22 protein-coding genes and 1 pseudogene are annotated in these 26,526 nt (G+C 44.3%); 19 read left to right on the top strand and 4 right to left on the bottom strand.

Annotation, left to right across the window (positions count from 1 at the left end):
* Positions 1–2 precede the first annotated feature (2 nt).
* The 3 genes from H7F15_RS18420 to H7F15_RS18410 all read left to right on the top strand — a co-directional run bounded on the left by H7F15_RS18420 (position 3) and on the right by H7F15_RS18410 (position 3,298).
* Positions 3–2,414, top strand: a complete 2,412-nt coding sequence (locus H7F15_RS18420; RefSeq protein ID WP_185198473.1) for a TonB-dependent receptor — start codon at positions 3–5, stop codon at positions 2,412–2,414.
* Positions 2,415–2,484: 70 nt separating this feature from the next.
* Positions 2,485–2,805, top strand: coding sequence for a hypothetical protein (locus H7F15_RS18415; RefSeq protein ID WP_185198472.1), 321 nt, complete (start codon positions 2,485–2,487; stop codon positions 2,803–2,805).
* Between the two features lies 1 nt (position 2,806).
* A complete protein-coding gene (locus H7F15_RS18410; RefSeq protein WP_185198471.1) occupies positions 2,807–3,298 on the top strand; it encodes a DUF2231 domain-containing protein in 492 nt (163 codons plus the stop codon).
* 261 nt (positions 3,299–3,559) lie between these two features.
* Here the strand turns inward: H7F15_RS18410 and H7F15_RS19585 are convergent, their stop codons facing one another.
* Positions 3,560–5,380, bottom strand: a complete 1,821-nt coding sequence (locus H7F15_RS19585) for a DNA/RNA non-specific endonuclease (protein WP_255481324.1) — start codon at positions 5,378–5,380, stop codon at positions 3,560–3,562.
* Between the two features lie 689 nt (positions 5,381–6,069).
* On the opposite strand from H7F15_RS19585, the gene H7F15_RS18400 reads away from it, so the two are divergent.
* The 6 genes from H7F15_RS18400 (at position 6,070) to H7F15_RS18375 (ending at position 12,247) form a co-directional block, all read left to right on the top strand.
* Complete coding sequence (locus H7F15_RS18400; RefSeq protein ID WP_185198470.1) at positions 6,070–6,645, top strand: recombinase family protein; 576 nt, start codon at positions 6,070–6,072, stop codon at positions 6,643–6,645.
* Positions 6,646–7,584: 939 nt separating this feature from the next.
* Positions 7,585–8,139 (top strand): hypothetical protein, encoded by a 555-nt coding sequence (locus tag H7F15_RS18395; RefSeq protein WP_185198469.1) that lies wholly within the window; start codon positions 7,585–7,587, stop codon positions 8,137–8,139.
* 127 nt (positions 8,140–8,266) lie between these two features.
* The gene (locus H7F15_RS18390) at positions 8,267–10,132 is read left to right on the top strand and encodes a S41 family peptidase (protein WP_185198468.1); all 1,866 of its coding nucleotides are present in this window, start codon (positions 8,267–8,269) and stop codon (positions 10,130–10,132) included.
* Between the two features lie 95 nt (positions 10,133–10,227).
* A complete protein-coding gene (locus H7F15_RS18385) occupies positions 10,228–10,866 on the top strand; it encodes a hypothetical protein (protein ID WP_185198467.1) in 639 nt (212 codons plus the stop codon).
* A gap of 88 nt (positions 10,867–10,954) precedes the next feature.
* Complete coding sequence (locus tag H7F15_RS18380; protein ID WP_185198466.1) at positions 10,955–11,578, top strand: hypothetical protein; 624 nt, start codon at positions 10,955–10,957, stop codon at positions 11,576–11,578.
* 120 nt (positions 11,579–11,698) lie between these two features.
* Positions 11,699–12,247: a DUF6252 family protein gene (locus H7F15_RS18375; RefSeq protein ID WP_185198465.1), complete on the top strand. Its 549-nt coding sequence runs from the start codon at positions 11,699–11,701 to the stop codon at positions 12,245–12,247.
* Positions 12,248–12,425: 178 nt separating this feature from the next.
* Here H7F15_RS18375 and H7F15_RS18370 read toward each other — a convergent pair whose 3' ends face one another.
* Entirely contained in the window at positions 12,426–13,007 is a 582-nt protein-coding gene (locus tag H7F15_RS18370) for a hypothetical protein (RefSeq protein WP_185198464.1), read from the bottom strand.
* Between the two features lie 545 nt (positions 13,008–13,552).
* Here H7F15_RS18370 and H7F15_RS18360 point away from each other — a divergent pair.
* Positions 13,553–13,801, top strand: coding sequence for a DUF1016 N-terminal domain-containing protein (locus H7F15_RS18360; protein WP_185198462.1), 249 nt, complete (start codon positions 13,553–13,555; stop codon positions 13,799–13,801).
* A gap of 195 nt (positions 13,802–13,996) precedes the next feature.
* Here H7F15_RS18360 and H7F15_RS18355 read toward each other — a convergent pair whose 3' ends face one another.
* Entirely contained in the window at positions 13,997–14,410 is a 414-nt protein-coding gene (locus H7F15_RS18355; RefSeq protein ID WP_185198461.1) for a type IIL restriction-modification enzyme MmeI, read from the bottom strand.
* 1,508 nt (positions 14,411–15,918) lie between these two features.
* On the opposite strand from H7F15_RS18355, the gene H7F15_RS18350 reads away from it, so the two are divergent.
* From H7F15_RS18350 to H7F15_RS18340, 3 genes are all read left to right on the top strand, one after another.
* Entirely contained in the window at positions 15,919–17,547 is a 1,629-nt protein-coding gene (locus tag H7F15_RS18350; protein WP_185198460.1) for an RNA-binding domain-containing protein, read from the top strand.
* Between the two features lie 140 nt (positions 17,548–17,687).
* On the top strand, positions 17,688–19,601 hold the full coding sequence (locus tag H7F15_RS18345) for a Piwi domain-containing protein (protein ID WP_185198459.1): 1,914 nt from the start codon (positions 17,688–17,690) through the stop codon (positions 19,599–19,601).
* Between the two features lie 11 nt (positions 19,602–19,612).
* Positions 19,613–20,665, top strand: coding sequence for an SIR2 family protein (locus H7F15_RS18340; RefSeq protein WP_185198458.1), 1,053 nt, complete (start codon positions 19,613–19,615; stop codon positions 20,663–20,665).
* A gap of 217 nt (positions 20,666–20,882) precedes the next feature.
* Here the strand turns inward: H7F15_RS18340 and H7F15_RS18335 are convergent, their stop codons facing one another.
* The gene (locus tag H7F15_RS18335) at positions 20,883–21,131 is read right to left on the bottom strand and encodes a helix-turn-helix domain-containing protein (protein ID WP_185198457.1); all 249 of its coding nucleotides are present in this window, start codon (positions 21,129–21,131) and stop codon (positions 20,883–20,885) included.
* Positions 21,132–21,239: 108 nt separating this feature from the next.
* On the opposite strand from H7F15_RS18335, the gene H7F15_RS18330 reads away from it, so the two are divergent.
* From H7F15_RS18330 to H7F15_RS18310, 6 genes and pseudogenes are all read left to right on the top strand, one after another.
* The gene (locus tag H7F15_RS18330; protein ID WP_185198456.1) at positions 21,240–22,058 is read left to right on the top strand and encodes a hypothetical protein; all 819 of its coding nucleotides are present in this window, start codon (positions 21,240–21,242) and stop codon (positions 22,056–22,058) included.
* Positions 21,994–22,230, top strand: a complete 237-nt coding sequence (locus H7F15_RS19580; RefSeq protein WP_370523765.1) for a GDCCVxC domain-containing (seleno)protein — start codon at positions 21,994–21,996, stop codon at positions 22,228–22,230. The genes H7F15_RS18330 and H7F15_RS19580 overlap by 65 nt, the downstream gene beginning before the upstream one ends.
* A gap of 270 nt (positions 22,231–22,500) precedes the next feature.
* Positions 22,501–22,932: a hypothetical protein gene (locus tag H7F15_RS18325; RefSeq protein WP_185198455.1), complete on the top strand. Its 432-nt coding sequence runs from the start codon at positions 22,501–22,503 to the stop codon at positions 22,930–22,932.
* 156 nt (positions 22,933–23,088) lie between these two features.
* Positions 23,089–24,375, top strand: coding sequence for an efflux RND transporter permease subunit (locus H7F15_RS18320; protein ID WP_185198454.1), 1,287 nt, complete (start codon positions 23,089–23,091; stop codon positions 24,373–24,375).
* A gap of 28 nt (positions 24,376–24,403) precedes the next feature.
* Positions 24,404–26,302: an efflux RND transporter permease subunit gene (locus H7F15_RS18315; RefSeq protein WP_185198453.1), complete on the top strand. Its 1,899-nt coding sequence runs from the start codon at positions 24,404–24,406 to the stop codon at positions 26,300–26,302.
* Positions 26,280–26,526, top strand: a pseudogene (locus H7F15_RS18310) (hypothetical protein); the annotation flags it as partial. The gene H7F15_RS18315 and the pseudogene H7F15_RS18310, both read left to right, overlap by 23 nt.

Below are 26,526 nucleotides of genomic sequence, written 5' to 3'. Positions count from 1 at the left end.
CTATGCGCTGTACGCTTACTTTACTTGCTCTGCTTTTTAGCCTGCCAGCGGTGTTGGCACAAACGTATTCTATTACAGGTAAAGTTACCGGCATCGGTACGCAACAACCAGTGCCCCAGGCCGAAGTGTTGCTTACCAATACAGGTAAACTAAGTAAAACGGATGCGCAAGGCACCTTTATACTTCAGAATTTGGCCCCAGGCCATTACACGCTAACAGCATATAGTATAGGTTGGGGAAGTGCTACGCAGCAGGTAACTATAACCAACAGCAACGTAACACTCAACTTTGAGCTTAGCTCACTCGAAAAACAGCTGCGCGAAGTAAATGTTACTTCTAAACGCGAAGCAACATTTGGCATCACCCGCTTAAACGCTGTAGAAGGTACTGCTATTTACGAAGCTAAAAAAAGCGAAGTAGTTGTGCTTAGCGAGATTACAGCTAACAAAGCCACCAACAATAGCCGCCAGGTTTTTGCTAAAGTAGCCGGCCTTAATATCTGGGAGAGCGATGGCGCCGGCCTGCAATTAGGCATTGGCGGACGCGGCCTGAGCCCAAACCGTACATCTAACTTTAATACCCGCCAGAATGGGTACGACATCTCTGCCGATGCGCTTGGTTACCCTGAAAGCTATTACACCCCCCCTACCGAAGCCCTGGACAGAATAGAAGTAGTGCGCGGTGCAGCATCATTACAATATGGGACGCAGTTCGGGGGCATGATAAATTTTGTAATGAAAGATGGGCCGGAAGACAAACCATTTGAGCTTACCTCACGCCAAACTGTTGGCTCCTGGGGCTTGTTCAATACATTTAATAGTGTCGGCGGCAGCAAAGGCAAATTCAACTACTATGGTTTTTACCAGTACAAACGGGGAGACGGCTGGCGTAAAAACTCGGGCTTTGATGCGCATACAGCGTTCAGCTCAATAAACTATAAACCAATTCAGAACCTGGAAATAGGCTTTGACTATACGTTTATGGACTACCTGGCACAGCAACCAGGAGGTTTATCTGATGCCGACTTTAACCAGGATGCAAGGCAATCGAAGCGCGACCGTAACTGGTTTAAAGTGAACTGGAACCTGATGGCCCTTACTGTAGATTACCACCTGAGCGAGCGCACCAAGCTGAATGTGCGCAACTTCGGGTTAGTAGCACAACGTGATGCCTTAGGGTATATGGGTAAAATAAACAGACCAGATGACCTGACAGCTCCCCGCACGTTGCTTCAAGATAAATTCCGGAATGTGGGGAATGAAACGCGCCTGATTCACCGCTACGACCTGGGCAATTCGCTTTCTACCTTATTGGTGGGTACCCGCTACTACCGTGGCTTTACCGACCAGAAACAGGGCGATGGCTCTAAGAACGCGGATGCAGATTTTAACTTTTACTCCGAGAACGGCGGACCTAATACCTCCAGCTACGATTACCTGAGCCGCAACATGGCGGTATTTGCTGAGAATATCTTTAACATTACATCAAAACTAAGTATTACACCCGGCCTGCGTTACGAATGGATAAACACCAATGCCGATGGTAGTTACCGCGATGTAGTAACAGACCAGGCAGGCAATGTGATCCGGGATGAAGTAGTGCCGGAAGACCGGGAAAGTTCGCGCAATGTTTTCCTGATGGGTTTGGGCCTAAGCTATAAGCCGAGCGAGCAGATGGAAGTTTACGCTAATTTTTCTCAGAATTACCGTGCCATCAACTTTAACGATATGCGCGTAATTAACCCGAACCAACTTGTAGACCAGAACCTGAAAGATGAAAGTGGTTACAGCGCTGACCTTGGATTTAGGGGCAATATAAGTGGTGTTCTTAATTTCGATGCCAGCTTGTTTTACCTGGCCTACCAGGACCGTATCAATTTCCAGAACATAGAGGGCACGACCAACCGCATCCGTACCAACGTAGGAGATTCGCGAAACATCGGGTTGGAGACATTTGCGGAAGCCGATCTGCTTAAGTTATACTTCGGTGCTGACCACCCTGCAAGTCTTTCTGTTTTCTCGAACCTGATGTTTGTTGACACAAAGTATAGCAGCCCTAAAAAAGAAATTAATAGCAATAATGTAGAGCTGGCTCCGGCTGTTATTGCTAAAACAGGGCTTTCGTTTAAACGCAACAACTTAAAGCTGGCGTACCAGTTTGCGTATACGGCAGAGCAATTTACAGATGCTGATAACAGCACACTGGAGCCAACGGCTGTAGTAGGTAAGATTCCGGCTTATTGGGTAATGGACCTTTCTGGTAGCTATACTTACAAGCGCTTTACACTGGAAACTGGCATTAATAACCTGACAGATAATACTTACTTTACACGTCGCGCAACTGGTTATCCGGGCCCGGGCATAATCCCATCTGATGCCCGCAATTATTATGTAACCCTGGAATTTAAACTATAGCTTAACTATAGTTATATCTGAGGATTTATTCAATAAAGTATATATTTACATAACACTAAACCTGTAAAACATGAAAATTACAAAAATGCTTCTTCCGGCGCTGGTAGCAGTTGCCCCATTCTTTTATAGCTGCAGCCAGGAAAAAACCGATGTTGTAGAGTCTGGCACGTACCAGGGCACACTGCACGAGGTAGAGCCTGAAAAAAATGAGATCTACGTTAAAACGGATGACAACAAATTGTTGGAGCTATACTTTACAGAGTCTACTATGCTTACCAAAAACGGAGAGACGGTGCCTTTCGACCAGCTGAAAGAAGGTGGTAAAGTAGAAGTACAGGTAGAAAAAACCGGCCAGCGCCTGGATCCTGTGGCTGTTAAAATTTTAGAATAGCATGAGTGAACCGACCTTCTGGCGGACTGAAGTATGGCACCCGCTTAGCGTACACTTCCCGATTGCTATTCTGCTGCTGGCAACTATAGCCAAAATAGTGGCCTTCTTGCTGAGAGGAGACCAGGAAGCTTTCTGGCAGAAGGCCGGTTCTTATTTACTTTACCTGGGTTGCCTTACCGCCTGGCTTGGCATTTATACCGGCGACATGGCCGATGCCATTGTATCCCGGAAAATATGTGACCCTACCGTGCTGAAAGACCACGAAATTGCCGCATTTAATATGGCTTATCTCTTTTCAGCGGCTACCGTCCTTAATATCATTCTTAGTTTCAACCTGCTTAAAGTATGGCCTATGTTGCTGCGCTTACTGGTAGTAGCGCTAATGCTTGCTGGTTCCAGCTACCTTGCCTATGCCGGCCACCTGGGGGCACAGGTGGTATATGAGCAGGCCGGTGGTGTAAATATTCCGTCTACTAACTGCGCAGAATTTTAAATAATATGAACTTTTCTATTCCTTTTTAGACACCTGTATCCGAACTTTATGCCTTCGTAAGCAAACCGTGGCTTTAAGCAAGTCAGTGTCTTTTCTATATTTAGACTTGTTATAGTAGTATTAAATAGGCATTCTTTAACTATATCATTGAATTAGGTATAGATTTAAACAAAAGCTTAATAGTGATGGACTATTTGGAAACAAAATCGGCACGCTTGATAAGGCGTGCCGATTTTGTATTATTTATGTTATTGGTAAGCGTTACAATGCATCTACTTTTGCTTCGATGGTGTTTTCTACATTATCACTTATAAGGCTAAAGAAGTCATATCCGGTCTTGGCTTCTATGGCATCTACCGATGTACGGTATGCTCTCCAGTCAGTGCCAATAGCCTGATCGTTTGGCATATCTACTGCAATTACACGGGTGCCGGTAGTTACGCGGGCCACATCATTGGTGCCATCCGGTATGATCATGATCACTTTCCAGGTGCGGTTAGGTACTGTTACTTTGCCGCCAGCGATAGTGGTAGCATAGCCGACAGAGCCTGTACCACCTACACCATATCCACCAGAGATAATGTAGATTTCATACCCGCCGGTAAGCATAGTACGGCAGTAACCTTCTAAGGTCGCCCATGCACCCTGGTTGTTTTTTGGAGCCTGCGGTATCATGTTGGTCATCAGGAACGTGGCAGAGTTATCAGCAACAGTTGCAGTTCTGTCAGCAGATGGGCTCATATGTCCTCTGTCAAATCCGCTGCCTGTGTAATCGGTTGAACCTACCTGGTACCAGCCTGCTGGCAATGTATTGTCTGCTCTAAAGTCATCCTGGCGAGGCGCGCTGCCTAACCACGATTCATCCAGGTGCCAGCTTACCCAGTTAGCCGTGCCTTTATCGCGGCTATACGACATCACAAACTGGGATTTCTGCAACAGGTAGTTATTGATATAGGCAACATCGGTTTTAGCGCCAGATGGGTTACCAAATGTAAGGTGTACACTGCTGTAGGTAGTTGTATCTGTGCTACCGCCAGTGCCCGGATCAGTTGGGTTAGTTGGTTCTCCCCCTGGAGCAGCTGACCCACTGATGGTAAAATTATCGATGTTTATGCGCAGGCCACTGCCCGATAGTTTTACTACTCTGAAACGAACTGCAGAAGTATAGTTTACAGCAAAAGTAGCTGTCTGAAGTGTAGCAGAAGAAGTCGTAACGGTATTGCCCACTGCAGTCCACGACGTACCACTGTCGGTAGAGGCTTGTAACTGCCAGGTGCTTGCCGCATCAGTACCGTAAACCGCGTGCGCTATACTTACTGATTGGGCACCCTGTACATCAAACTGCATTTCCAGCGAGCCTAAGTCACGGATACGCACTGATTTAGTGCCAGCTTTAGCGTCGCCGGTTAACGTACCAATCAGGGCTTCGTTCAGGTACCAGTTACCAGTAGCAAGTGTTACTGAACCCGCTGCGTAACTGCCTTTAGAGCCTGACTCGTAATCTTCGATCACATCTGGTGTGGCAACTACAGGGTTAGACTCTACCTGTATGTTATCTACGTTTGTGCGGTTAGTGGTACCGTCCGTTTTTCGGATCTCAAACCTTACTTTACCTGTCACATTAAGTGTATAAGTTACAGTCTGAAGGCTGGTAGAGCTTGCCGTAACGGCTGTTCCGGCGCTGGTCCAGGTAGATCCGCTATTGGTAGAATAAAATACCTGCAGCGTCGTGTTGGCATCGGTGCCATACTTGGCATAGCTCATCTTAAATGACTTGGCACCATCCGGAAGGTCAAACGACATGGTTAGCTTTCCGCTGTTACGCACACGGGCAGACTGCGTGCCTGTTTTTCTGTCCGAAGTAGTGTTGCCTGTTAAAGCATCTGCAAAGTTCCAGGTACCATTGGCGAAGGCTACCGGGGCAGAAGTATAGCTGCTTTTGTAAACACCTTCAAAACTTTCATCATAAAAGGTGGATGCTGTAATAGCATTTAAAATTCCTGCTTGTGGAAAGATTTCTTGTTCTTTTTCGCAGGATGTAAACGTAAAAAATGCCGTTAGGATAAAAATCCACTTGGACATGTAACTGTGTTTCATTTGTATATAGGTGTTTAGGTTGATAATACAAAGGTCGGGGAACAGTACTAGTTGAAATACCCGAGATATTTCATTGGGCAAATATAGGGGAATTGTATGGTTGAGTATCTGCACTTAATAATTTGATAATCTGAAAGTTGGTGTTGCAACATGCAGCTAAATGGAATAATGCTATACTTTAGCTTTATTGTGCCGAAGATAGCCTTTGCCACAACAATTAGTATGAAAGCGACTAGCGTTTACATTTAAGCGTGTACACACCTAGTCTGTGGAGACATAAGATAGGAAAGCTGTTTTGAAGGGGTTCTAAAAGACTTATTATATTGTCGATAGAAAAACAGAAGCCTAAGTAATAATCAATAGGAAGATAAAGTTTTATTTTATTTAGCACAGAGTAGAGCCTATTGTGAAGAAGCATTTTAAAACCCTATTTGCTATCCCTAGGGCTGGTAGGATTAAGTAACAGCTGTCAACCTAGGGTAGGATAAACAGTGTAAACTGTCAACTTTTTTCAGGACGAGGTATTAGTAGACGTTCTCACAAAAACCTCCGTTTTATGAGATATTTTCACCAAGGCAGCATTAACTTCATATCCTTTGATAACCTTTCTCAAATTGCCATCTCACAAATCAAAAGTATTTTCCTATATTTGAGACGAGTTACTGAGACAAATTATGAAGATAGGCTATGCCCGGGTCTCGACCCAGGATCAAAAATTAGAATTGCAGCTTGATGCCCTTGCCCAATACGGGTGCAATCAGATCTACAAAGAAAAAAAGTCCGGCAAAAGCAAAGAACGACCTGAGCTGGAGAAGATGATCTCTCAGCTCCGAACTGGAGATACGGTAGTAGTTTGGAAGCTCGACCGGCTGGGCCGCTCGCTTCGAGATTTGATCGATCTGGTAGCTGAGTTTCAGCAAAGGGGAGTAGATTTTGTGAGCTTGCAGGATGGCATCAATACCGCTACAGCAACAGGTCGCTTTACCTTTAACATATTCGCTTCCCTGGCTGAGTTTGAACGCGAGATCATCCGCGAGCGTACCAAAGCCGGACTTGATGCCGCTAAAGCACGCGGCCGGAAAGGGGGAAGACCGCAAGGGTTATCTAAAGCTGCGATGGAGAAAGCTAAGTCAGTCCGCATCTTGTTTGACTCTGGTACCAAGTCTGTTGAAGAAATAGCCAAGATTTTGCATATCTCTAGGGCGACCTGCTACCGCTACCTTTCCCAGGTTGCTCCAGTTGTAGTTTAATTTAAGCCTATACCACTTGTCTATTTAACACCCAATAAGGCTATTGGATCATTTTGTTTTCTTTAAAATTAAAAATTGCACTGCTTTAGGAGTTAAGATCTTGTAAAGTGCATCTACAAAGCCTCCAGACTTTAAGCCTGCTGTTTAGCGAAAGCTCGCTTTTGATAGCTAGAGTCGTTTGTATCCGAGTATACGCGGGTATATCCGGATAATACGGATACATACGGCTAGCAGTAGTTAAGGAAAATTGCACTGAATTGAAGTGGTATTAACTCCCCGCTTAGTGAAAGCTGCTGGTTTTTATAGTAGTGATGGTATAGAAATTCAAGAATCTGTTCCTTATCGAAACACTTTGCCAATACCAGAGCCCAAGATTCCTATTTTATTAGTACAATGCTGAAGAAGAATAGGAGAGGAGCTGGTAAAGCTGATTTATTTTCTTATATTGAATAAGCGAAATATAAAGGAAGGTGAAGGCTTAATGGCCTTCTGATCTTTAAAATCGGACACTTTTAAGGACAAGTCCACCTTCGCATATAGTGCAGATAAACGTAATAGACTTTCGTTTATACTATAGTTAGGTGTAAGCTCAATGATGAAAGGGGAATATGGATGTTAAAAACTTAGTGGTCGGTATTATATTTATTATCGTTGGTTTGATGATCATGTTTAGCCATAAATTTTATAAACATGACTCAAATGATATGAGATTTTTGACCAAATTTGATATCTACTTAAGTGGTTTTTTTCTTACAGCTTGTGGAGTAATGATAATAGTTTTTGATGCTTTAGATGTTTTTTGACAATACTATTTGCCCACTTATTTTTCAAACTGAATATTTTAAAAATACCTACACCTAACCCTGCACATAAACCAAGCTGCAGTTACACCTTGCTCGCTTTATGTACGCGGCCGTTGTATAAAATAGAAATTATAGAATGAAGAAGAAGCCGCATAAGAAAATTGATGTGTTTTGTATCAGAAGCTCTTCTGTACTTATATTCTTTCTTCTTATGACGAGCTGTAATCCTGTAGTAAAGTCGGTCGGGCCTTTTTCAAGTTCCAGCATAGAAGAATCTAAAAAAAGAGATGTCTTTATGTGGGAATACGAACCGACAAGTGTTTTGATTTATGACTCTATTGAGTTTGAAATACAAGAAGCATTTGCAGAGAAGATGTATTACTACTATAGCCCAAGTGACCTCAGGTATAAGGTCTCGGATGATGATACCCAGATTGTCATCAAGCTAAAGGATAACCTTTCTCAACTTGGACACTTTGAGCTTTGGACTGTGGATGGGTTCTACGGTACGTCAGATAACGGGATTATTAAAATGTATGATGGAACTATACCTGAAGATACATTAATGGTTAAAATCAAAAAGGTGGTAGTGAACGAGAATGGGCTTGCAGGAGAAGAAGATGGACGAGTGATAGGCTCGTTTCAGTTGAAACGCAAGTTAGTTACGGCTTTGAACAAAACTCAGGACTGAAGAAAGAACTCCTTTACACAACAAGGTTTATACCCTATGCTTCGGCTGATAGCCTTGCACAAGGTATACACGAACACGTTAGACAGAATAATAAAATAAACTTAAAGCTCCTCTATAATACCTGAGAATGAACCGAAGACCATTTCAGCTCCCACTATTACTGTTAATCATTTTTCTGCTATGTTCCTTTCCTGCATTGGCGAGTTCAAGTTTTCACACAAAAAAAGATGGCGCTTCTCTCGCTAAAGATTCCCTTTCTGAGAGGCAGATAAGCAATCTGTTTGCATTTGCAAAAGCATACGGGTACGTAAAATACTTCTACCCCCTAAAGAAGAAAGATAAAATAAACTGGAGCTACATCGCAGCGGATGGAGCTTCTACAGTACTTAAAGCCGAAGATGATGCTGCGCTGCAACAAGCGCTGCAGGCTCTATTTACCCCCATTGCGCCCCTCATGAGTTTTAGTGGGTCGACAGCATCTGTTACCGTATCTGGGAAAGACATAAAGCAGACAAGGGCTGACTTAATGGAAGATGCAGGGAAGTATTACTACAATTTGCACAAGGGGCTAGGGCAGGACAAAGCTGAATTGCCGCTTCTCACCAGAAACCTTTTGGGCTCGCGTTATAAAAGCTCAACAGAAGAAGTAGACAGAAAGAATTATCTGGAAATGGTTAAAGCTGGCTTCCTGCTTCCTATAGACAGCTTGTATACAGGGCAGCTTACCCAAGAATTGTACTGCACTTTTCCTATTACGTTAACAGCGGATGCCTACAACAGCAACAATGCCTATAAATATCTTAAAAGGAAGTATGAACTCAACCTGAGTTTACACCAAGACAGGCTTGCCACCATCGTCATCTTCTGGAACGTGTTCCAGCACTTTCATCCATACCTTAATCAGACGTCGGACTGGGATGCAGTGTTTGTACAGGCTATGCGCGGCCTGTCTTCCTCAATGAGCGAAAGGGAGTTTGTAAGCGCAGCAAGGAAAATGATTCCCCCTCTCAGAGATGGCCACGCAGTACTAGCTTATACCAACAAGAGTGGCATTTACAACAATAGGTCTACGGCTCCTGCAATCAGCACGGGTTGGGTGGAAAATAAACTTGTAGTAACCAAAGTCAATGTGGAAGGTGCCGACTTGCATCCGGGTGATATTATCGAAACCATTAATTCAACTGATGCCACAGAACTCGTTAGTCAGCTAAGAAGTCAGCTTTCTTTTGCGAACGAGCAGAATGGAAACCTGCTAGCGGGTGAAAGGCTGTTAGGGAGTTACCTGGCAAGCGACAAAACAATTCACTTGGTGCTTTCAGACAGCCTCGGAAACAAAAGAGAAGTGCAGTTTGATGGAAAAGCTTACCACTTCAAGCAAAAAACAGCCGTGCCTGTTATTAGTGAGGTGGAGTCCGGTATATATTACTTGGACGCATCCAGAATCACAGAAAAGGACATAAAGAATAACCTGGAAGTTCTAAAACAGGCAAAAGGGCTAGTATTCGATCTAAGGTTACGACCTACACCTGCGTTCACCTCGAAGGTACTGCCTTATTTTATCCAGAATGATCTGCAGACAGGAAACTGGATGACTCCAAATTATACCTTTCCAGACCAAAAACGTGTGCAGTATAAAAAGGCAGGAGGTTGGCATATCAAGCCAAATAGCAATTACATTGAGGCAAAGCTGGCCTTCCTGATTGGTCACAGCACCTTCAGCTACGGTGAAACCTGTGCCGAGATCATTGATCACTATAATTTAGGCACAACTGTGGGCTGGTACACAGCATCTACCAATGGCGACATGAACTTCGCCGCTGCAGGCAGACTGCAAGTAGTATGGACTGGGTTGAAGGTGCTGAAGAGAGATGGTAGCCCCTACCATGGCGTGGGCATTAAGCCAGCTATACCTGTGGAGCCTAAAATATTAGATGTGAGAGCAGGCAAGGATACACAACTGAATGCTGCCGTAGAATACCTGAAGAAAATGTAGTTAGTAGTTAAATCAAGAAATATAAAACTGTCTAACAACGCCTATAATTTAGCTACGCCACATTATAGGCAAGTCCGTTACCTAAAATTATAACGATGAAATTTCCTCTATTGATTGTAGTTCTACTTGTAAGCTTATCTGCGTTAGGGCAGATAACAGAACGGCAAGCGTATTGGAAAACCATAGTTGATAAAGACGCAAAAGAGCTTGGAATGACTACTCTTGATTCGGCAGGTCATGTAAAGACTTATCGAATTTGGTATAACAGCATGCAAGTAGTGGAACTGGTACAACTTAATGACTCCACATTTGACGGACATATAGTAAACTATGTAACTAAAAATTCTGGTACAAGGAAAAAGCCAAAGGAAGAGACACTCATACATAAAACTAAAATACCTCCCCTAACTGTAAGAAATCTTATCGATACGCTCCACAGCGCGAACATTGAGACCCTGCCTGACTCCGATAAAATTAAAGACTACCCTCAAGGGTTCGACGGAAGAAACTATGTCTTCGAGATAGGAACACAAGGAAATTACCGCATTTACTCATATTGGGAACCAGAAAACGAGCAGTATCAGAATGGTAGTTTAATGGAAATTATCAATGTTAGGAAAATTCTACGGACACTACAAACTGAATTAGGTCTTGCTAAACTTTTCTCAGGCTTTATTGACAGGCTACCGAAAGGAAGCTATACTTATGGAATAACTAACATGGTAAAGCCTTAAAAAATAAATTTAGGTAACACAGTTTATACCCTATGCTTCGGCTGATGGCCTCGCACAAGGTATACACAAGCACGTCGGCATTAATTTGATGAACGTAAAGAACTGTTTCAACATACTATTACTATGCACTTTTACTCTTGGCTGCTCAAATAACGAGTCGTCAAGGGGTGAAAAAAATCTGCCCGATGACAGAACTGAAGTAAGCAAAGGTGTGGCAGCAGTAAGTTCTGATGAGCTACAAACTGATACTGTAGCTGGTAACAAGCAGGCAACTTCATCAGATAAGGCAAAGAAATACATAAAACCAGATTTTACAGAAAACTATAAAGTAAACCTTACCCTGCCTCAACTTGAGATAACTGATAGCACATTTTATTACCTTCTTGACTCTTTGAATACACTGGAAAAGAAGTGTATGGGTTCCGAAATTCAAGGACTTCACTGGACCCTCAACTCATTCCCAGACAAAGTAATGGAACTGACTATGGCAAGTGGTATAGGTAAGGGGTATAAAGGTTATTTTTATATCAATAATATGCTTTACCTCACTTCAACAGACCTGTCACAGGTTAGCCGTCCGAGTGGAAAAAAGAAGGATTTTCTTTTTGAAGGTAAGAACTTCATTATGGTTGAAGATTATTCTGTTTACCTGTTAGCAAAAGAAAATAATGAAGTAAAAATTGTAAAGGCATATAACTTACCGTGTAACTAAAAAGGAAGAAAAACCTATGCCAACCAAATATAGCAGTCATGCTTCGGCTTACGCCTCGCCTCTGCTATACCAGCACGTTGGCAAAGAATAAAAATTATATGTAACTCTTACCTATACTTTATGAAAACACAAGCTTTACCCTTACGTTTCCTTATTGTCTTTCTGTCTTTTGTCTTTCTGTCTTTTTCTTCCTGTAAAAAGGATGATGCAAATCCTAAAGAGGTGCTTCCAGCGGCTACTATGGAAGGTAAGAATACCTTTGGGGCTAAGGTAAACGGTAAGGTGTGGTTGCCAAAAGGTAGAACGAGCTTCTTTCAACCCAATCTGGACGTGCTTTTCGATACTGGTTTCGAAGGAGGTTCGATTTCTATCAGAGCATATCGGGTAGAGGAAAACCCCGACTCTCACGAATTTATGGTAATATTTATGACTCAAGTGGATGGGACAGGTAGCTATAACTTGGGGAACCCTCAGGCTGGAAGTGTTTTATTTGAAAGGGAGGAATGTGTGTACGAAGGGAATGAGGGAGAAGTAGATGGCACGCTGGAAATAACAAAGCTGGACCTCCAGAATGGTATCATTGCTGGTAAGTTTGACTTCACAATAACTCATCCAAGTTGTGGCACTGTACGTGTCACAGAGGGAAGGTTCGACAAAAAGATTTTTTAATTCACCTACGAAGAATATCCTTTGCTAACCCAGTACATGAGCAAAGACTCGGCTGATGCCTCGCTAACCTCATGTACCAATCCGTTAAATACATCTCACAAAACCCTCGTTTTGTTGGACATCTAAGAATCTAACGTGTAAAACCATACTACTATCACAGCAGCAGATGCCGAAGGCATTACCAAGGTATATAGTCCGGATCCTGGCTTTTTTCTCGGATGTGTTGGATGCGCTTACGAATGCCTACAATGTTCATGTCTACCTTTGATTTTTCTTCCTGCAGAAAATACCGTTCACGATCCGTTAGCTTTGTCTTGTCGGCATTGAAATCTGCTAAGTAAAGATCTTTCAGACTTTTGTAATAGTATTCATGCTCTTGAATGCGGAGCATATGAAAGTCGACCACTTCTTCAAGTGTTCTTGGGTGTTCGCCACTAAGGTGTTTTTTGCCAAAGGTATCGTCTGGGTCTAACTGCTTTCGTTTTTGGCGGTAAGGATTGTAGTACACCAAGCGTAAGTCTCTGCCTGCTCCAACAAGCATAGGCTCCAAGCCTTTTCTACCTTCTACTTCCAACGAATTTCCAGCTAAGACCTTGGGCATGTCCGCTTCCCGTTTTGCTTTATTGGCATATACCCTACACTTATCCGAGCAGTAAATAGCACGGGGTTTATTGGCCCAAAAGTCTTGGTTACAATAGGGGCAGACTTTCTCATATACAATCGAGTTTGCAGGAAACTCTTCGCGGCTATATTTAGGCATAGGGGTGGAGGCTTTTCTTAAAATTTATCAAATTACGTAATTATTACAGATTAATTATATAGTATTTATGGAATTATTTCAGAATAGCAGTATTTGGCATCTAGAGGCTCTTTTAAATTTAGCTGCTATTCATATGATGAGTAGAACCAGCTTAGGGTCAAGATACTAATATATAACATATACATTGCTAATGTAATACTGTATTCATTTAAAGTATTACTTTAAGTAAAATAAGCCTACGTTGTTTTATCGAAGCTGATAACCTGAGCTTCAATTGTCCCAATTTGCAGTACACCTTTACAAATGAACAGGAGTAACTATTGCTTTGAAGAACTTATCAACTCCACGCCTGTTCTATCTTTAATTGGCATGTGGCTACGGTGTTAAAGATGGAAACGCACAACTAACCGGGAGCTGGTCGAGCAGCTAAAACAAGAAATCAAGGCAGTCCGCGTGCAGGCTGTTCTTACTGTAAATGCCCAGATGCTGGAGCTATACTGGAAGATCTCCCATGCCATTCTGCAACAGCAGCACCAGGAAGGGTGGTGGCAAAAGTAACCGAGTGGCTAGCGACTGATTCAAGAACTGCTTTTCCGGATATGAAAGGCATGTCGGCACGTAACTTAAAGTACATGCGCGCCTTTGCCGAAGCCTGGCCTGACTTTGTGCAAGGTCTACTTGCACAAAATAGCTCATTACCTGCAAGTCCAGAAACTGGTTCAGTTGTGCAAGCACCTCTTGCACAAATTGCTTGGTATCACCACATCACAGTCTCAGATAAACTTAAATATTAAGAAGAACAATATTTAACATTTAGCAGGCTGCATTAATAGCTGGAGTCGCAACGTGCTAGTGCATCAAATCGAAGTGCTCTGCCTGTCTTATATCAGTTAATGATTATAGGTTGTCTTTATTATTAATAAGTAGAACCTAGCAGCACAGATAACCATAACCTTTTGTAATCGTGGATTTGTAAAACTTTATCAGAATTAAAAGAGTAAGCGTAGGGCCTGTTCCTTGGCCTTTTTCATTTCGCGGTCCCAGGTGCGGGTGTCGCGGGTGGCGGTTCCGGTTTTGGTCTTTGCCCGTTCAGCGCCCAGTAGTTCTGCTTCGGTTATAGTTGCTTTGTCGGCGCCCTGCTTGGCTTCCAGCACAAAGCAGTCTTTTTTGTAAAGGTCAATAAAGTTGGTGCTCGTCCTGCCTTCACCGTCATCAAACACCACAGGCCGCTCAAAAGTATAGTTGGCTTCGTGTACCTTGTCGGTGGCCGGCATCGGCTTTTCAACGCCCAGCAACTCGCACAGCTCCGTTAAAAACAACTGGTAATTAGCGCGTTCCGAAGCACCGGAAGCTTTCCAGCGGGCGATGAAGTTTTGGATGGCTAGGGTAGGGGCAAGGCTCATGCGGGTATTGTCGTTTGCTTTCCGGTGGACTGATCTTTTACAGGATGCAGTATAGGAAAAAAGCGGGAGAAAATATAGAGCTTGCTGGATACAAGGAGTCCCTTTGCGGCGGAAAGTACCGGAAAAGTAAACGGATATGTTGACCGGAAGGCGCACTCCGTCAACCTATCTGTTGACCGGATGCGGTTCGAGCAGCCCGCCTTTTGTCGGATAAAGGAGGCTTATGTCGGATAAATGTCGGATAAAACGTGCGCCCGACTACGGTTGGCACATAGGCATTTTGTCAAGTTTTTCTGTTGTTAAACTTGACAAAATGCCTTGATCTATATTTCCGCGCTGAAGCGTAGCCGGATTGCTGCTTACCATCACAAGCGTAATGTAAACTGTGGTTTACAAAGAAGCAGGTTTTTGTAAACCACAGTTTACGTTACGGGCGAAGTAACCCTGCTAGCAAGGCTGATTCTTGATGTAGCTGCGGCCGCAAACACGGATTCCGTCCTGGCATTGCGGTTGACGGAACTTCCGGCGCATTCCGCACTGACCGAAAAAGTCTGGTTTGCGGTGTTGCGGCGCTGCATACGCGCCCTTACGGACTAAAATGCAGGCGCGACAGTTTACGGCGGTGTCACGACATATTGTGGTGCCGCCGTTACACTTTGTGGCGCTTGGCGCTCAGCGAGTTGCATGTTTCTGTCTTTCCGCAAAAGCGGCCGTTCCGCGTTCCGTTTCTGCGCATTCACGCCGCCGCGACAGACGCAAACGGCACAGCGGTAACCGGTATTTTCTAGCGGTAACCTGCCTGCTGCATGCGGACTCCATTGAAGCATGCATTGCTTTGGCGCACAGCGATTTAGGAAATTTGCTAATTAGTTAGTCCGCAAGTACGGAATTGCGAGGTGATCTGCCGCCGCTGCAGAAACGGTTACCGCTTTTTGCTCCGCATTTGCTGTAACCGGCAGCAATTGTTGCACATATTACAAAATGCTGCAAATGTTACCAGTTACTGCTTTTGTAGCGCTTGGCGCACAGTGACTTACATGCTTTAATTCCGATGCGCACTGACAGCGGCGGACTTTGTCCGCAACGGCCGTGCCGGCCGTAAACATGTACATTTTCCCACCGCGCCACCGCCTTTTCCGCTCCATGATCTTACCGGCCAAGCATCACGCAAACTGCGGATGCGGCGCCATCCGTCCGGCGCTCGCGCTCAGGCGATCAAGAAAAAGGGGGCTGGGGCAAACATTTTTTTGATAACTTCATTTTCATCGCTTTTTTGTCGTCCCCAGATCTCCTGCTCGCGCTGTCTGATTATAGTGATAGTAACACTTTAAATGAAAATAACCCTGTAAGTGACCCCACAAATGACCCTGTAAATAAAGCAGGGTGATGCTACAGAAATTAGGCGCCTTCCTTGACTGTAGCAGCGGCGGCTAGCGAAACTACTGCCTACTCTGAAATGCGCATCTTCAATAGTTGCTCATCCGGTCCGTTGGTGTTACTTTTACCTTATGCCGCTACACGTAAACATAGAAGACCTGCTGCACCACCGCTCCGTAGAGTCAGACCGCATTGAGTTCAAGGAAGGCTGGAACCCCGATGCCATTTACCGATCCGTCTGCGCCTTTGCCAATGACTTTGACAATGCCGGCGGCGGCTACATCATTGTGGGAATCGTGGAGCAGGACGGCGTGGCAAAGCGCCCGGTGAAAGGGCTGGCTTCTGCCGAAATTGCCGAAATACAGAAGAAGATGATCGGGTTCAACAACCTGATCAGGCCAATCTATAACCCCAAGGTATTCATAGAGGAAGTGGATGGGCAGCAGATCCTTATTATCTGGGTTCCCGGCGGCTCTAGCCGCCCCTACGAAGTGCCCGAGCAGGTTACCGCCAACCAGAAGAGGTATGCCTACTATGTGCGCCGATACGCAAGCTCCGTCAGGGCAGACCAGGAGACGCAGCAGGAGCTTATCAGCCTGGCCAACCAGGTTCCCTTCGATGACCGCGCCAACACGCAGGCGAGCCTAGACGACATCTCTATGGTGCTTGTGGAAGATCATCTAAGGAAGGTCGGCAGCAGGCTACATAATTTGACAGGGATGATGGATAAGGTCGATGTTTTGGAGCAAATGCTACTTATTGAAGGCCCTCCGGAGCATCGTTTCCCCAAAAATGTGGCCCTGATGATGTTTAACGAGCAGCCTGACAGATTCTTCCCAGCCACCTGGGTGGATGTGGTTTCTTTCCCGAAAGGGGAGGGCTATCCGGAGTTCACGGAGTTCCCTAGGATAACAGGGCCTGTGCCGTCGATGATCCGCAGGACGCTGGACCTGCTCAAAACGAATTTCCTTCAGGAAAAGGTCATCAAGCAGCAGGGCAGGGCTGAGTCGGTCCGTATCTCAAACTACCCCTACGCCGCCCTGGAAGAGGCAATCGCCAATGCGCTTTATCACCGGGACTACCAGGTACGGGAGCAGGTCGAGATACGCATCACACCGGCATCCATCGTCATCCTGAATTACGGTGGTCCGGACCGCTCTATCCGGCAGGAAGACTTGGACACTGGCAGGATCAGGCCGCGGCGCTACCGGAACCGCCGACTAGGCGATTTCCTGAAAGAACTTGACCTGACAGAGGGCAGGGCGACGGGCATACCGACCATCAAACGAACGCTTTATGCCAACGGCTCCCCTGAGCCGTCCTTCAGGACTGACGACAGCCGTTCTTTCTTTGAGGTTGAGATCTTTTGCCATCAGGCTTTCTTAGGTGCAAGCTTAGTCGTTAACGACCAAGGCAGCGACCAAGCTAACGACCAAGCTAAGCACAAACATAAAATTGTGGAAGCTTTCAGATATGTTACTGGTGCAGATGCAAATTCAGATTTGGAGAGCATGGTAAATGAAATAGGAGAGGAGTTAATGAAGGTGCTAGAGTTTGCAACCAAGCCAGTAAAGCGAAAAGAGATACTGGAGCAAGGATTGGGATTAGCCAACCACACAGACAACGCAAGAAGGTACTTTGATCCATTGCTTGAGCTAGGCCTACTGGACCGGACAATCAAGGATAAGTTGAGCAGTCCACAGCAACAGTACTACACAACCGAAAAAGGGAAGGCCTTGATGGAGTATACCTCTAGGTAGTGTGAATAAAAGTGTACCTTATAAAGTCAATGCTTAGCAATGCTATGGGGAAAGGCAACTATTTAGAGGCACAATTATCTGCTTAACCCTTACAAGGATTAAAACAAGTAGAAACATATCTTCAATAAGAACTGAAATTGATGGCAGAGATTAAGCTAAACTTTTTACCGATAGAGCAGCGTGACTTCTCATTCCGAGTTTATAGAAAACTGAGAACAGATACAGTTGTCAATGATGACACGCTCTACACATATTCACTGCCAACTGATAAAAATGCTTCGAGAGATAGAACCGGATATTTGATCTCGTTTCATCAAAGAGAAGGTTTTGAACCTTACGATGTGTTCTTTTTAGAATCTCGCGATTTAACGAAGAAGCTCTTAACAGTAAAACTAATTGATCAACTCCGAAAGAGTTCATCTTTACCGTTTAATCTAGCGGAGTCTAAATATAATGGGGATAGAATTGAGTTTACATTAGATGAGCTCAGCCATGGCCGTAGAGTCATATTTTTAATGCCCTATTTTTTAGAGTCAAAGGGTAAATATGGGTTTCTTGTTGATTATAAGTTTATTAAAAATGCAGATGTGCCTTTTGATAAAGAAGTACAAAAGCTAAGCTTAAGTTTAGATAAAGCAGGTAACAGTAACAAGAACTATTACACTGACAAATACCGTCTTTTACAATCTTTTCTTCGAAGCGCTTACAATGACTTTCAGAGTTTCCCGATCACCGATGATTTGGAAATAACAGTAAGCCACGCGTTATGTGCCATGCAGTGCATGCAATTAGGAAAAAAGGAATACATGTTTCATCATAGCAGTACTTCTTACTCTCAATTTCAGGGTATAAGAAACTACGGCCCCTATAAACGAGTGAGCGCAAGCACGCAATTTATCTTTATTTTCGAAGACAAATATAGGTCCTTTGCGAATGATCTATACTTGAGCCTAGTTGGGAAACTTAACCCCGGTACATTTCCAGGACTAGAGATCATGTTTAAGCTTGATTTTGGACTTGATAGTGTCAAACGTATACAGCTTGAAGATTACAGCAAACAGGCTTTGCTTAAAGCTGTAGAAAAAGTCAAAGACTTTAAGCGACAGAGCCCCGAAACAAAGTTTATAGGTATCTACATTGAAGATTACTCATCTGAAGACAAGGATGAAACAGCATCAGAGAATTACTACTTTTTGAAGTATCATTTTATAAAAGAGAATATTGCACTGCAGGTGGTAAATTACAGGAAACTTGGCGCTAAAAATGCCCTTAAGTGGTCGACATCTAATCTTGCGTTGCAGATATTCTCAAAGTTGGGAGGCATTCCTTGGCTAGTAAAGCCAAATAACAGCAACTGCTTGATACTGGGGATAGGCAGTTCACACAAAAGAGATCCTAAAACAAAAAAGACCACGAAATATTTTGCTTATACAGTTTGCTTGGACTCAAGCGGGCTCTACAAAAGTTTAGATATTTTGGCTGAAGCTGTTGAAGAAGAATCTTACTTAGAGCAGTTGAAGAAAAATCTAGTCATCCTTTTACAGTCTGGTAAATTCGATAGCTATAAAACTTGCGTATTACATCTCCCTTTCAAAATTAAACGGTCTGAAATAAAGGCCTTAACTCAGGCTGTAGAGCAAGTTAAACAGATGAACTTTGTAGCCATAAAAATTAACTTGGATAACAAGTTCTTTGGTTATAGCAGCCATAATACCTTAGTTCCCTATGAGAGTAGCTACGTGCAGCTTTCTAAGAGAGAGTTTCTCATATGGTTCGAAGGACTTCTCTACGGTAAAGAGGTGGTTGATAAGAGATTGTCCAACCCGGTTCACTTAGAGTTTCTGAATCTTACGGATAATAGTGAGCCCAATAGTCGGGATTACCTTCAGGATGTACTGAATTTATCGGGTGCAAATTGGAGAGGTTTCAACTCTAGATCAGTTCCAATATCAATCTATTATTCTAAAATCATTACAGAATACACAAAGGCTTTCGAGGAGTTAGAGGAGTATAACGAAGGGGCCATCTCAAATGACAGACCTTGGTTCTTGTAAAAACTGTGACTATGGAGATCAAAGGTGAGCATCTGCTCTTTTTATTTGGCGCTGGTGCCAGCGTAGACGCCAATATTCCTATTTCTAATCATATGGTAACCCACATAGAGAAATTGATTGATGAAAAGGAAGAGTGGCAACAGTATAAGGATCTATACTACTATCTAAAAAGTAGTATTCATTACTCTGACGGTATATTTGGTAGATTCGGAGAGACCTTCAATGTAGAGAAACTGCTTGTTGTAATTACAGAGATAGAGAAACGAGACAAGAATATCATGTATCCCTTCATAGGGGCATGGAATATCCGTCTGTTAGACTTAGCTGGCAGCAATTTTGGCAATATCACAAAGTTAAAAAACCTGATAAGGAAGCAACTGAATGAGTGGGTGAGAATCAAGAATTATGACAATGCCAGCTATTATGAAGCGTTTGACAGTCTACAAGGGGAAATAGGCGAACTCATTAAAGTCTTTACTTTGAATTATGATCTGTGTTTTGAAAGAGTAGTAGGTCGAACTCGGAACGTAGAGGTAGGGTTCAATAAAGGAACCAGAGATTGGCACTTTTCAAATTTTGAGAATACGGAGGGCAAGCACTTCTTCCTGTACAAGTTGCATGGATCAATTGATTGGTACACAGAGAATGAGAAGCTCTATATAAGTGATGACCCTGTGGATGATCCGGAACTAATTTTTGGGATACAGCATAAAATGACATCTGTTGATCCCTACTTTTACTATTCATCTGAACTTAGAAGGGCCTGCATTAATGATGCAAAGCTGATTGTGACAATTGGGTATTCGTTCGCAGATGAGTATGTCAATGTAATTTTATCACAGGCACTGAAGCAAAAGAGCCATGTTAGATTGCTTTGTGTAGGACCTGTATGGAACGATGACAAAGAAGCGGAAAGAAAATCTATCGCATTAAAACTATCTTTACCTGAAAATACCAATCAGATTATAGTGGAAAGTGAGAAAGCCAAGCAATTTATGGGTAATATTTTAAATAAGGATTATTTAGCTAGTTATATGGCAGAACCTGATAATGTACCTTTCTGACATATCCTCAATCTTATTTAACATAAGAATAATTATAAGGCGGAGAAACAGTTTAGACTAGAAACGACTATAATTCTGAAAATATAGGGTAATTAAGGCGTCTAGTTCATAGCTTAAAGTCTTATAATCGGATTACTGGTGTTTGTGCAAGCGCCACTTGCACCAAACGCTAGTGGCTATGCTTCAAGGAGAAGCTTTTATCAGCAGCTATCTAATCTTATGCATCACCTGCAGGTGCCACTTCTTCAAACCCATCGGAAAAGAATTCAGCAAGCGAGATTCCAAAGTAGTTACAAACAGCTTCTAAAGTAGAAAGCGTAATATTGGCGCGCCCTGACTCAAGCCGTGCCAGGTGGATGCCCGTATCATGAAAAAAAGCTTCAAGCGTGACACCTTTGCCCTCCCTGAGTCGCTTAAGACGTGCCGCCGTGGCCTTGATGAGCTGTTCGTTTCTAAGTCTTGCCATCCTAAGATGCAAGCTGTAAAAACATGGCTTTCTTTATAATGACATATATGTCATTATAAAGAAGTTGTGCTTATCTTTACAATACTTTGTGCCACCCTACAATAGGACATGATGACTGAGCAACTTCCAAAACTGACTTTCAAAAGAAAAAGTAGCAAGCGCATTCAGGAAATGTGCCGGCAATACTGGTCATTTGTAAAAACCCAGCAACAGGAAACATCTTTTACTTATACCTTAGAGGGGCTGGCCAACCAGCATCGCTGCGACCCTACCAACGTGGAGCACACTATAGCGCTGGGCTGTAAGGCTGAGATCTCGTGTAGCCTCTGTCATAACCCCATTCCTGTAGCTAATCGCCGGGCGTTGATTGCCTTGCGCACAGCAGGCGAACATGCCGTAAACTGTGATGATTGTACTGATTACTTGCGTATCAACTATAAGATTTTGTTTGCCCTCGAACAACAACATACCTATACTAGGCCAGTCATTAACGTCAACCACCCTAAGTATGACTTTTTCTCAAAACTACTGGCCTACTTTCCAAGAGTTTATCCAAATCTGGCGCCCTCTACCTTCATCCATCATACTTCGCCACTCTATCCTACCAAAGACGATACATGGTTTGATTATTTTCTGAAGACGAGGGTAACTTTTACCATCTGCAATGCCAAAAATGAGCCAATAGCCATCATAGATTGGCCATCTGGTGAAGGTGAGAACTCCAGAGAAACTATGATGAATTACAAGCGACGCTTGATGGTAAAGTCGGGTATCAAGTATTATGTCTTCCCAAATGACGAACATATATTTTTAGCGGAAGCCCAGACTCTAAAAATGCGTTGTTTTCTTTCAGTTCTTCCTAATAGCTTGGAAGAGATTCTTACAGCTACTCAAAAAAGAGAGGTTCTATCCTACCAGCTGCCCTAGTTGCGGGCACCAGAAAGAAGAGCAAATGCCTACAGACGCTTGCCAGTACTTCTATCAATGCCAACAATGTGACGTTATTTTGAAGCCCAAGCCGGGAGATTGTTGCGTGTTTTGCAGCTACGGCACCGTGCCGTGTCCACCTATCCAGGAAGACAAAAGCTGCTGTAGATAAGCCTTCCCAAACGGTAATAAAGCCACCTTCGAACAGTAGGTTTTAATATAGCTTTCCTATTGGCTTTCGCTGATTTGTGCAAAAATGAAGACAATCTATACGTGGAGATAATTAGAAAGCATTTGCCTCTATTTACTGATTAGAAGCATTTTATAAACCTCTGGCACGATAAAAAGAAAGCAGCTCTCCATGAATATGTAAAAGTTTTTTAGAATTCTGTAAAAGTAATTACGCGTTTGCTACTACCTTTGCCGAAGCATAACATAAACCATGAAGCTACTTAAGCGGATCCTATTACTCACCCTAACCCTGCTGGTGCTTGTCTCTTCGACAGGCATTTCGGTGGGCATGCACTTGTGCAGCGGTGAGTTAGAAGATCTTGCTTTTTTTGGGGCCAAAGCGGACTGCCCGATGGAGCAGCAAAAAGAAACGCTGCCACCCTGCCACCAGGTTTCATCTACTGGCGATACAGCAGATTGCTGTGATGACCACAAGCTGTTTTTCGAACACTCGGAAGCTTCTGCTGCGACAGAAGCGCAGCTGCTGGCTAAAACCTTAGACCTGAAATTTGTAGCTGCTTTTAAAGCCGTTATACTTCAGTTCTTCGCTCTTGAGGCGGACCTTAAGCCTGCTTACGCTTTTTACAAAGCTCCCCCGCTGGCCCGTGACATACCGGTGCTGGTACAATCTTTCTTACTATAACCTTATAGTTTCGGATGCCATCGTTTGGCTGGCGTAGCTGTGTCTTTTCTTAAAGGTATGGACTACTCAGGCTATACTTTAGTTGTTGGCGGCCACTTATACTTGCCACTCTCCTGTGGCTTCTCAATTTCCTGTTAAGGTTAATCTTATACGTACATGATTGCGAAATTAATTTCCTTTTCGCTCCGTAACCGGTTCATCGTGCTGCTCATTTCTGCTGCGCTGTTCGGTTGGGGCTTATACTCGGTACAGACAAACAAGGTGGATGCTATCCCCGATCTGTCTGAAAACCAGGTGATCGTTTTTACCGAGTGGATGGGCCGTAGCCCGCAGATCATCGAAGACCAGATCACGTATCCGCTTGTTACCAACCTGCAGGGCCTGCCCGAGGTGAAGTATGTGCGCGGCAGCTCAATGTTTGGGATGAGCTTTATTTATGTCATTTTCGAGGATGACACAGACGTTTACTGGGCCCGTGAGCGGGTATTGGAGCGTTTAAGTTCTGTCGGCAACATGCTTCCTGAAGACGTCGCTCCTACCCTTGGCCCGGACGGAACGGGTGTGGGCCACATTTTATGGTATACCTTAGATGCGCCCGGCATGGACCTTGGCGAGCAACGCGCTATCCAGGACTGGTATGTTAAATTCGGGCTGCAGAATGTGAAAGGTGTCAGTGAAGTGGCGTCGTTCGGTGGTTTCCAGAAGCAGTACCAGATCACCTTAGACCCTAACAAGCTAACCTACTACAAGCTATCCGTTCCGCAGGTCATTCAGTCCATCAGGGCTAATAACAATGAAGCAGGCGGACGCAAATTCGAGCTTTCTGATATTGGCTACATCATTAAAACCACCGGTTATCTACAGTCTGCTGAAGAGATACAGAACATTGCTATTACCACCAATAACACCATTCCGGTGCGGGTGCGCGATGTAGCTACTGTGCAGATGACCGGTGAAAGCCGCCTCGGTATTTTTGACCTGAACGGCGAAGGCGAAGCAGTGGGCGGTATTGTTGTGATGCGCTACGGCGAGAACGCTGACGAAGTGATCGACAACGTGAAAGTGAAGATGGAAGAAGTAGCGAAAGGCTTGCCGGAAGGCGTGAAATTCAACATCGTGTACGACCGCAGCGGCCTAATTAATGAATCCATCGACTCGATCAAGAAAACGCTGATAGAGGAAATGCTGGTTGCTTCTGTGATCGTGTTCCTGTTCCTGTTCCACTGGCGAAGTGCGCTGGTCATACTTATCCAGTTGCCGCTTTCGGTTGCTATCGGGTTTATACTTCTTAATGCGTTTGGTATCTCTTCCAACATCATGTCGCTAACCGGTATTGCCCTTTCTATAGGCGTGATCGTGGACGACGCGATTGTGATGGTAGAAAATGCTTACCGGCATTTGGCAGATGCCCAGAAAGGCAAACAATGGATAGAAGAAGAGTAATCATTCAGTTATTCAAAATTGAATCAACATGAAATTATCAAAAGAAGATAGAATCCGGATCATAGAGAAGGCTGCCAAACAGGTGGGGCCAAGCGTGTTCTGGAGTACCGTAATCGTTATCATGTCGTTCCTGCCAGTGTTTTTGCTTACCGGCCAGGAAGGCAAGCTATTCGGACCGCTGGCCTGGACAAAAACCTTTATTCTTATAGTTGATGCCATCGTAGCCATTACGCTTACACCTGTACTTATCTCCTTCTTGTTGAAAGGGAAGTTTAAGGAAGATAACGCCAACCCTATAAACAGGGCCCTGGAGTACGTGTATGGCCCTGTGCTGCGCTGGTGCCTGAACTGGCGCAAAACAACGATAGGCGTAAACATACTTGCCTTGCTGGTTGCCATACCGATGCTGTTTAGTTTAGGGACAGAATTTATGCCGCCACTGGATGAAGGCTCTATCCTGTTCATGCCGGTAACCTTGCCTGATATTTCCAATGCCGAAGCCAAGCGCATTCTGCAGGTGCAGGATAAGATCATCAAATCGGTGCCGGAAGTAGAGAGCGTGTTAGGTAAAGCTGGTCGGGCCAGTACAGCCACCGACAACTCCCCTATCAGTATGATCGAAACCATCATCATGCTGAAACCGCAATCTAAATGGCGCGAGGGCATTACAAAGCAGGACATCATCCGGGAACTCGATACAAAACTGCAGATACCGGGCGTGGTAAACGGCTGGACCCAACCGATCATCAACCGCATAAACATGCTGGCAACCGGTATCCGTACCGACGTAGGCGTGAAAGTATATGGCCAGAACCTGGATTCGATTGCCTCGGTTTCTGAGAGAGTAAGAACAGCTTTACGCGACGTGCCGGGTGTGAACGACCTGTACGTGGAGCCTATTACGGGTGGTAAATACCTGGAGATCGACATTAACCGCGAAGCACTGGGCCGCTATGGTTTAACGGTAGATGACGTGAACATGATCGTGGAATCTGCTTTGGGCGGAACCTCCATTGGTAACACTATCGAAGGTCGTCAGCGCTTTTCAATTAACGTGCGTCTGGCGCAGGAATACCGCAACAGCGTAGAGCGCATTCAACGCATTCCGATCCAGACGGCAGCATCCGGAACTATACCGTTGTCTTCGGTAGCAACTATACGCTTTACAGACGGTCCGCCGATGATCAACTCTGAGAATGCGCAGTTGCGCGGAGCCGTGCTCTTTAACGTGCGCGACCGCGACCTGGGCAGCACCGTGAAGGAAGCGATGGAGAAGATAAGCAATGAAGTAACCGGCATACCAAACGGCTATTACCTGGAATGGAGCGGCCAGTGGGAAAACCAGGTGCGTGCTACCCAAACACTGCAACTTATCATTCCGCTGGTGGTGCTCATCATTTTCTTTATTCTTTACTTCTCATTCAACTCTCTTAAAGAGGCCTTTTTTAGCCTGATAACGATACCATTTGCGCTTATTGGCGGCGTATTTATCGTTTACTTCTATGGCGTGAACCTGTCGGTGGCGGTAGCAGTGGGCTTTATTGCGCTGTTTGGAATGGCCATAGAAACAGGTATGTTGATGGTGGTTTACCTGAACGAAGCTATGAAAGAACTGACCGACCTGAAAGGCAACTCCAGCGAAACGATAACCAAACAGGACATCCGCGACTTTGTATTTAAAGGTGCTGTAAAACGCCTTCGCCCCAAGATCATGACGGTTTCGGTTTCGTTGTTTGGCCTGATTCCGGTGCTTTGGGCGACTGGCGTGGGCACCGATGTGATGTTACCAATTGTGCTTCCGCTGATTGGAGGAGTGTTTACCTCTTCCATTCACATTCTGCTGGTAACGCCGGTGGTGTTTGAAATGATGAAAGAATATGAGTTAAAGAAACACGGTAAACTAGATGTATACGATGTTAAGCACTAAGAAATTAAGTTGGTTGTTTGTGTTTGTAATGTTGCTGGCCAGTGCTCCGGTGCTGGCCCAGCAACAGCAAACAATAAACCTGGACAGTGTGCTGCAGCGGATAAGTGCTAATAACCCGATGTTGCAGCAGTACAATTACCGCGCAAAAGCGATGGATGCTTATGCCGAAGGAGCCAAAAGCTGGATGGCCCCGATGGTAGGTGGCGGCGTTTATATGGCGCCCT

Source organism: Pontibacter sp. Tf4, assembly GCF_014212495.1.
In the GTDB taxonomy this organism is placed as follows: domain Bacteria; phylum Bacteroidota; class Bacteroidia; order Cytophagales; family Hymenobacteraceae; genus Pontibacter.
The sequence above is the reverse complement of the archived record's forward strand: the minus strand, read 5'-3'. Positions and strand labels throughout refer to the sequence as shown.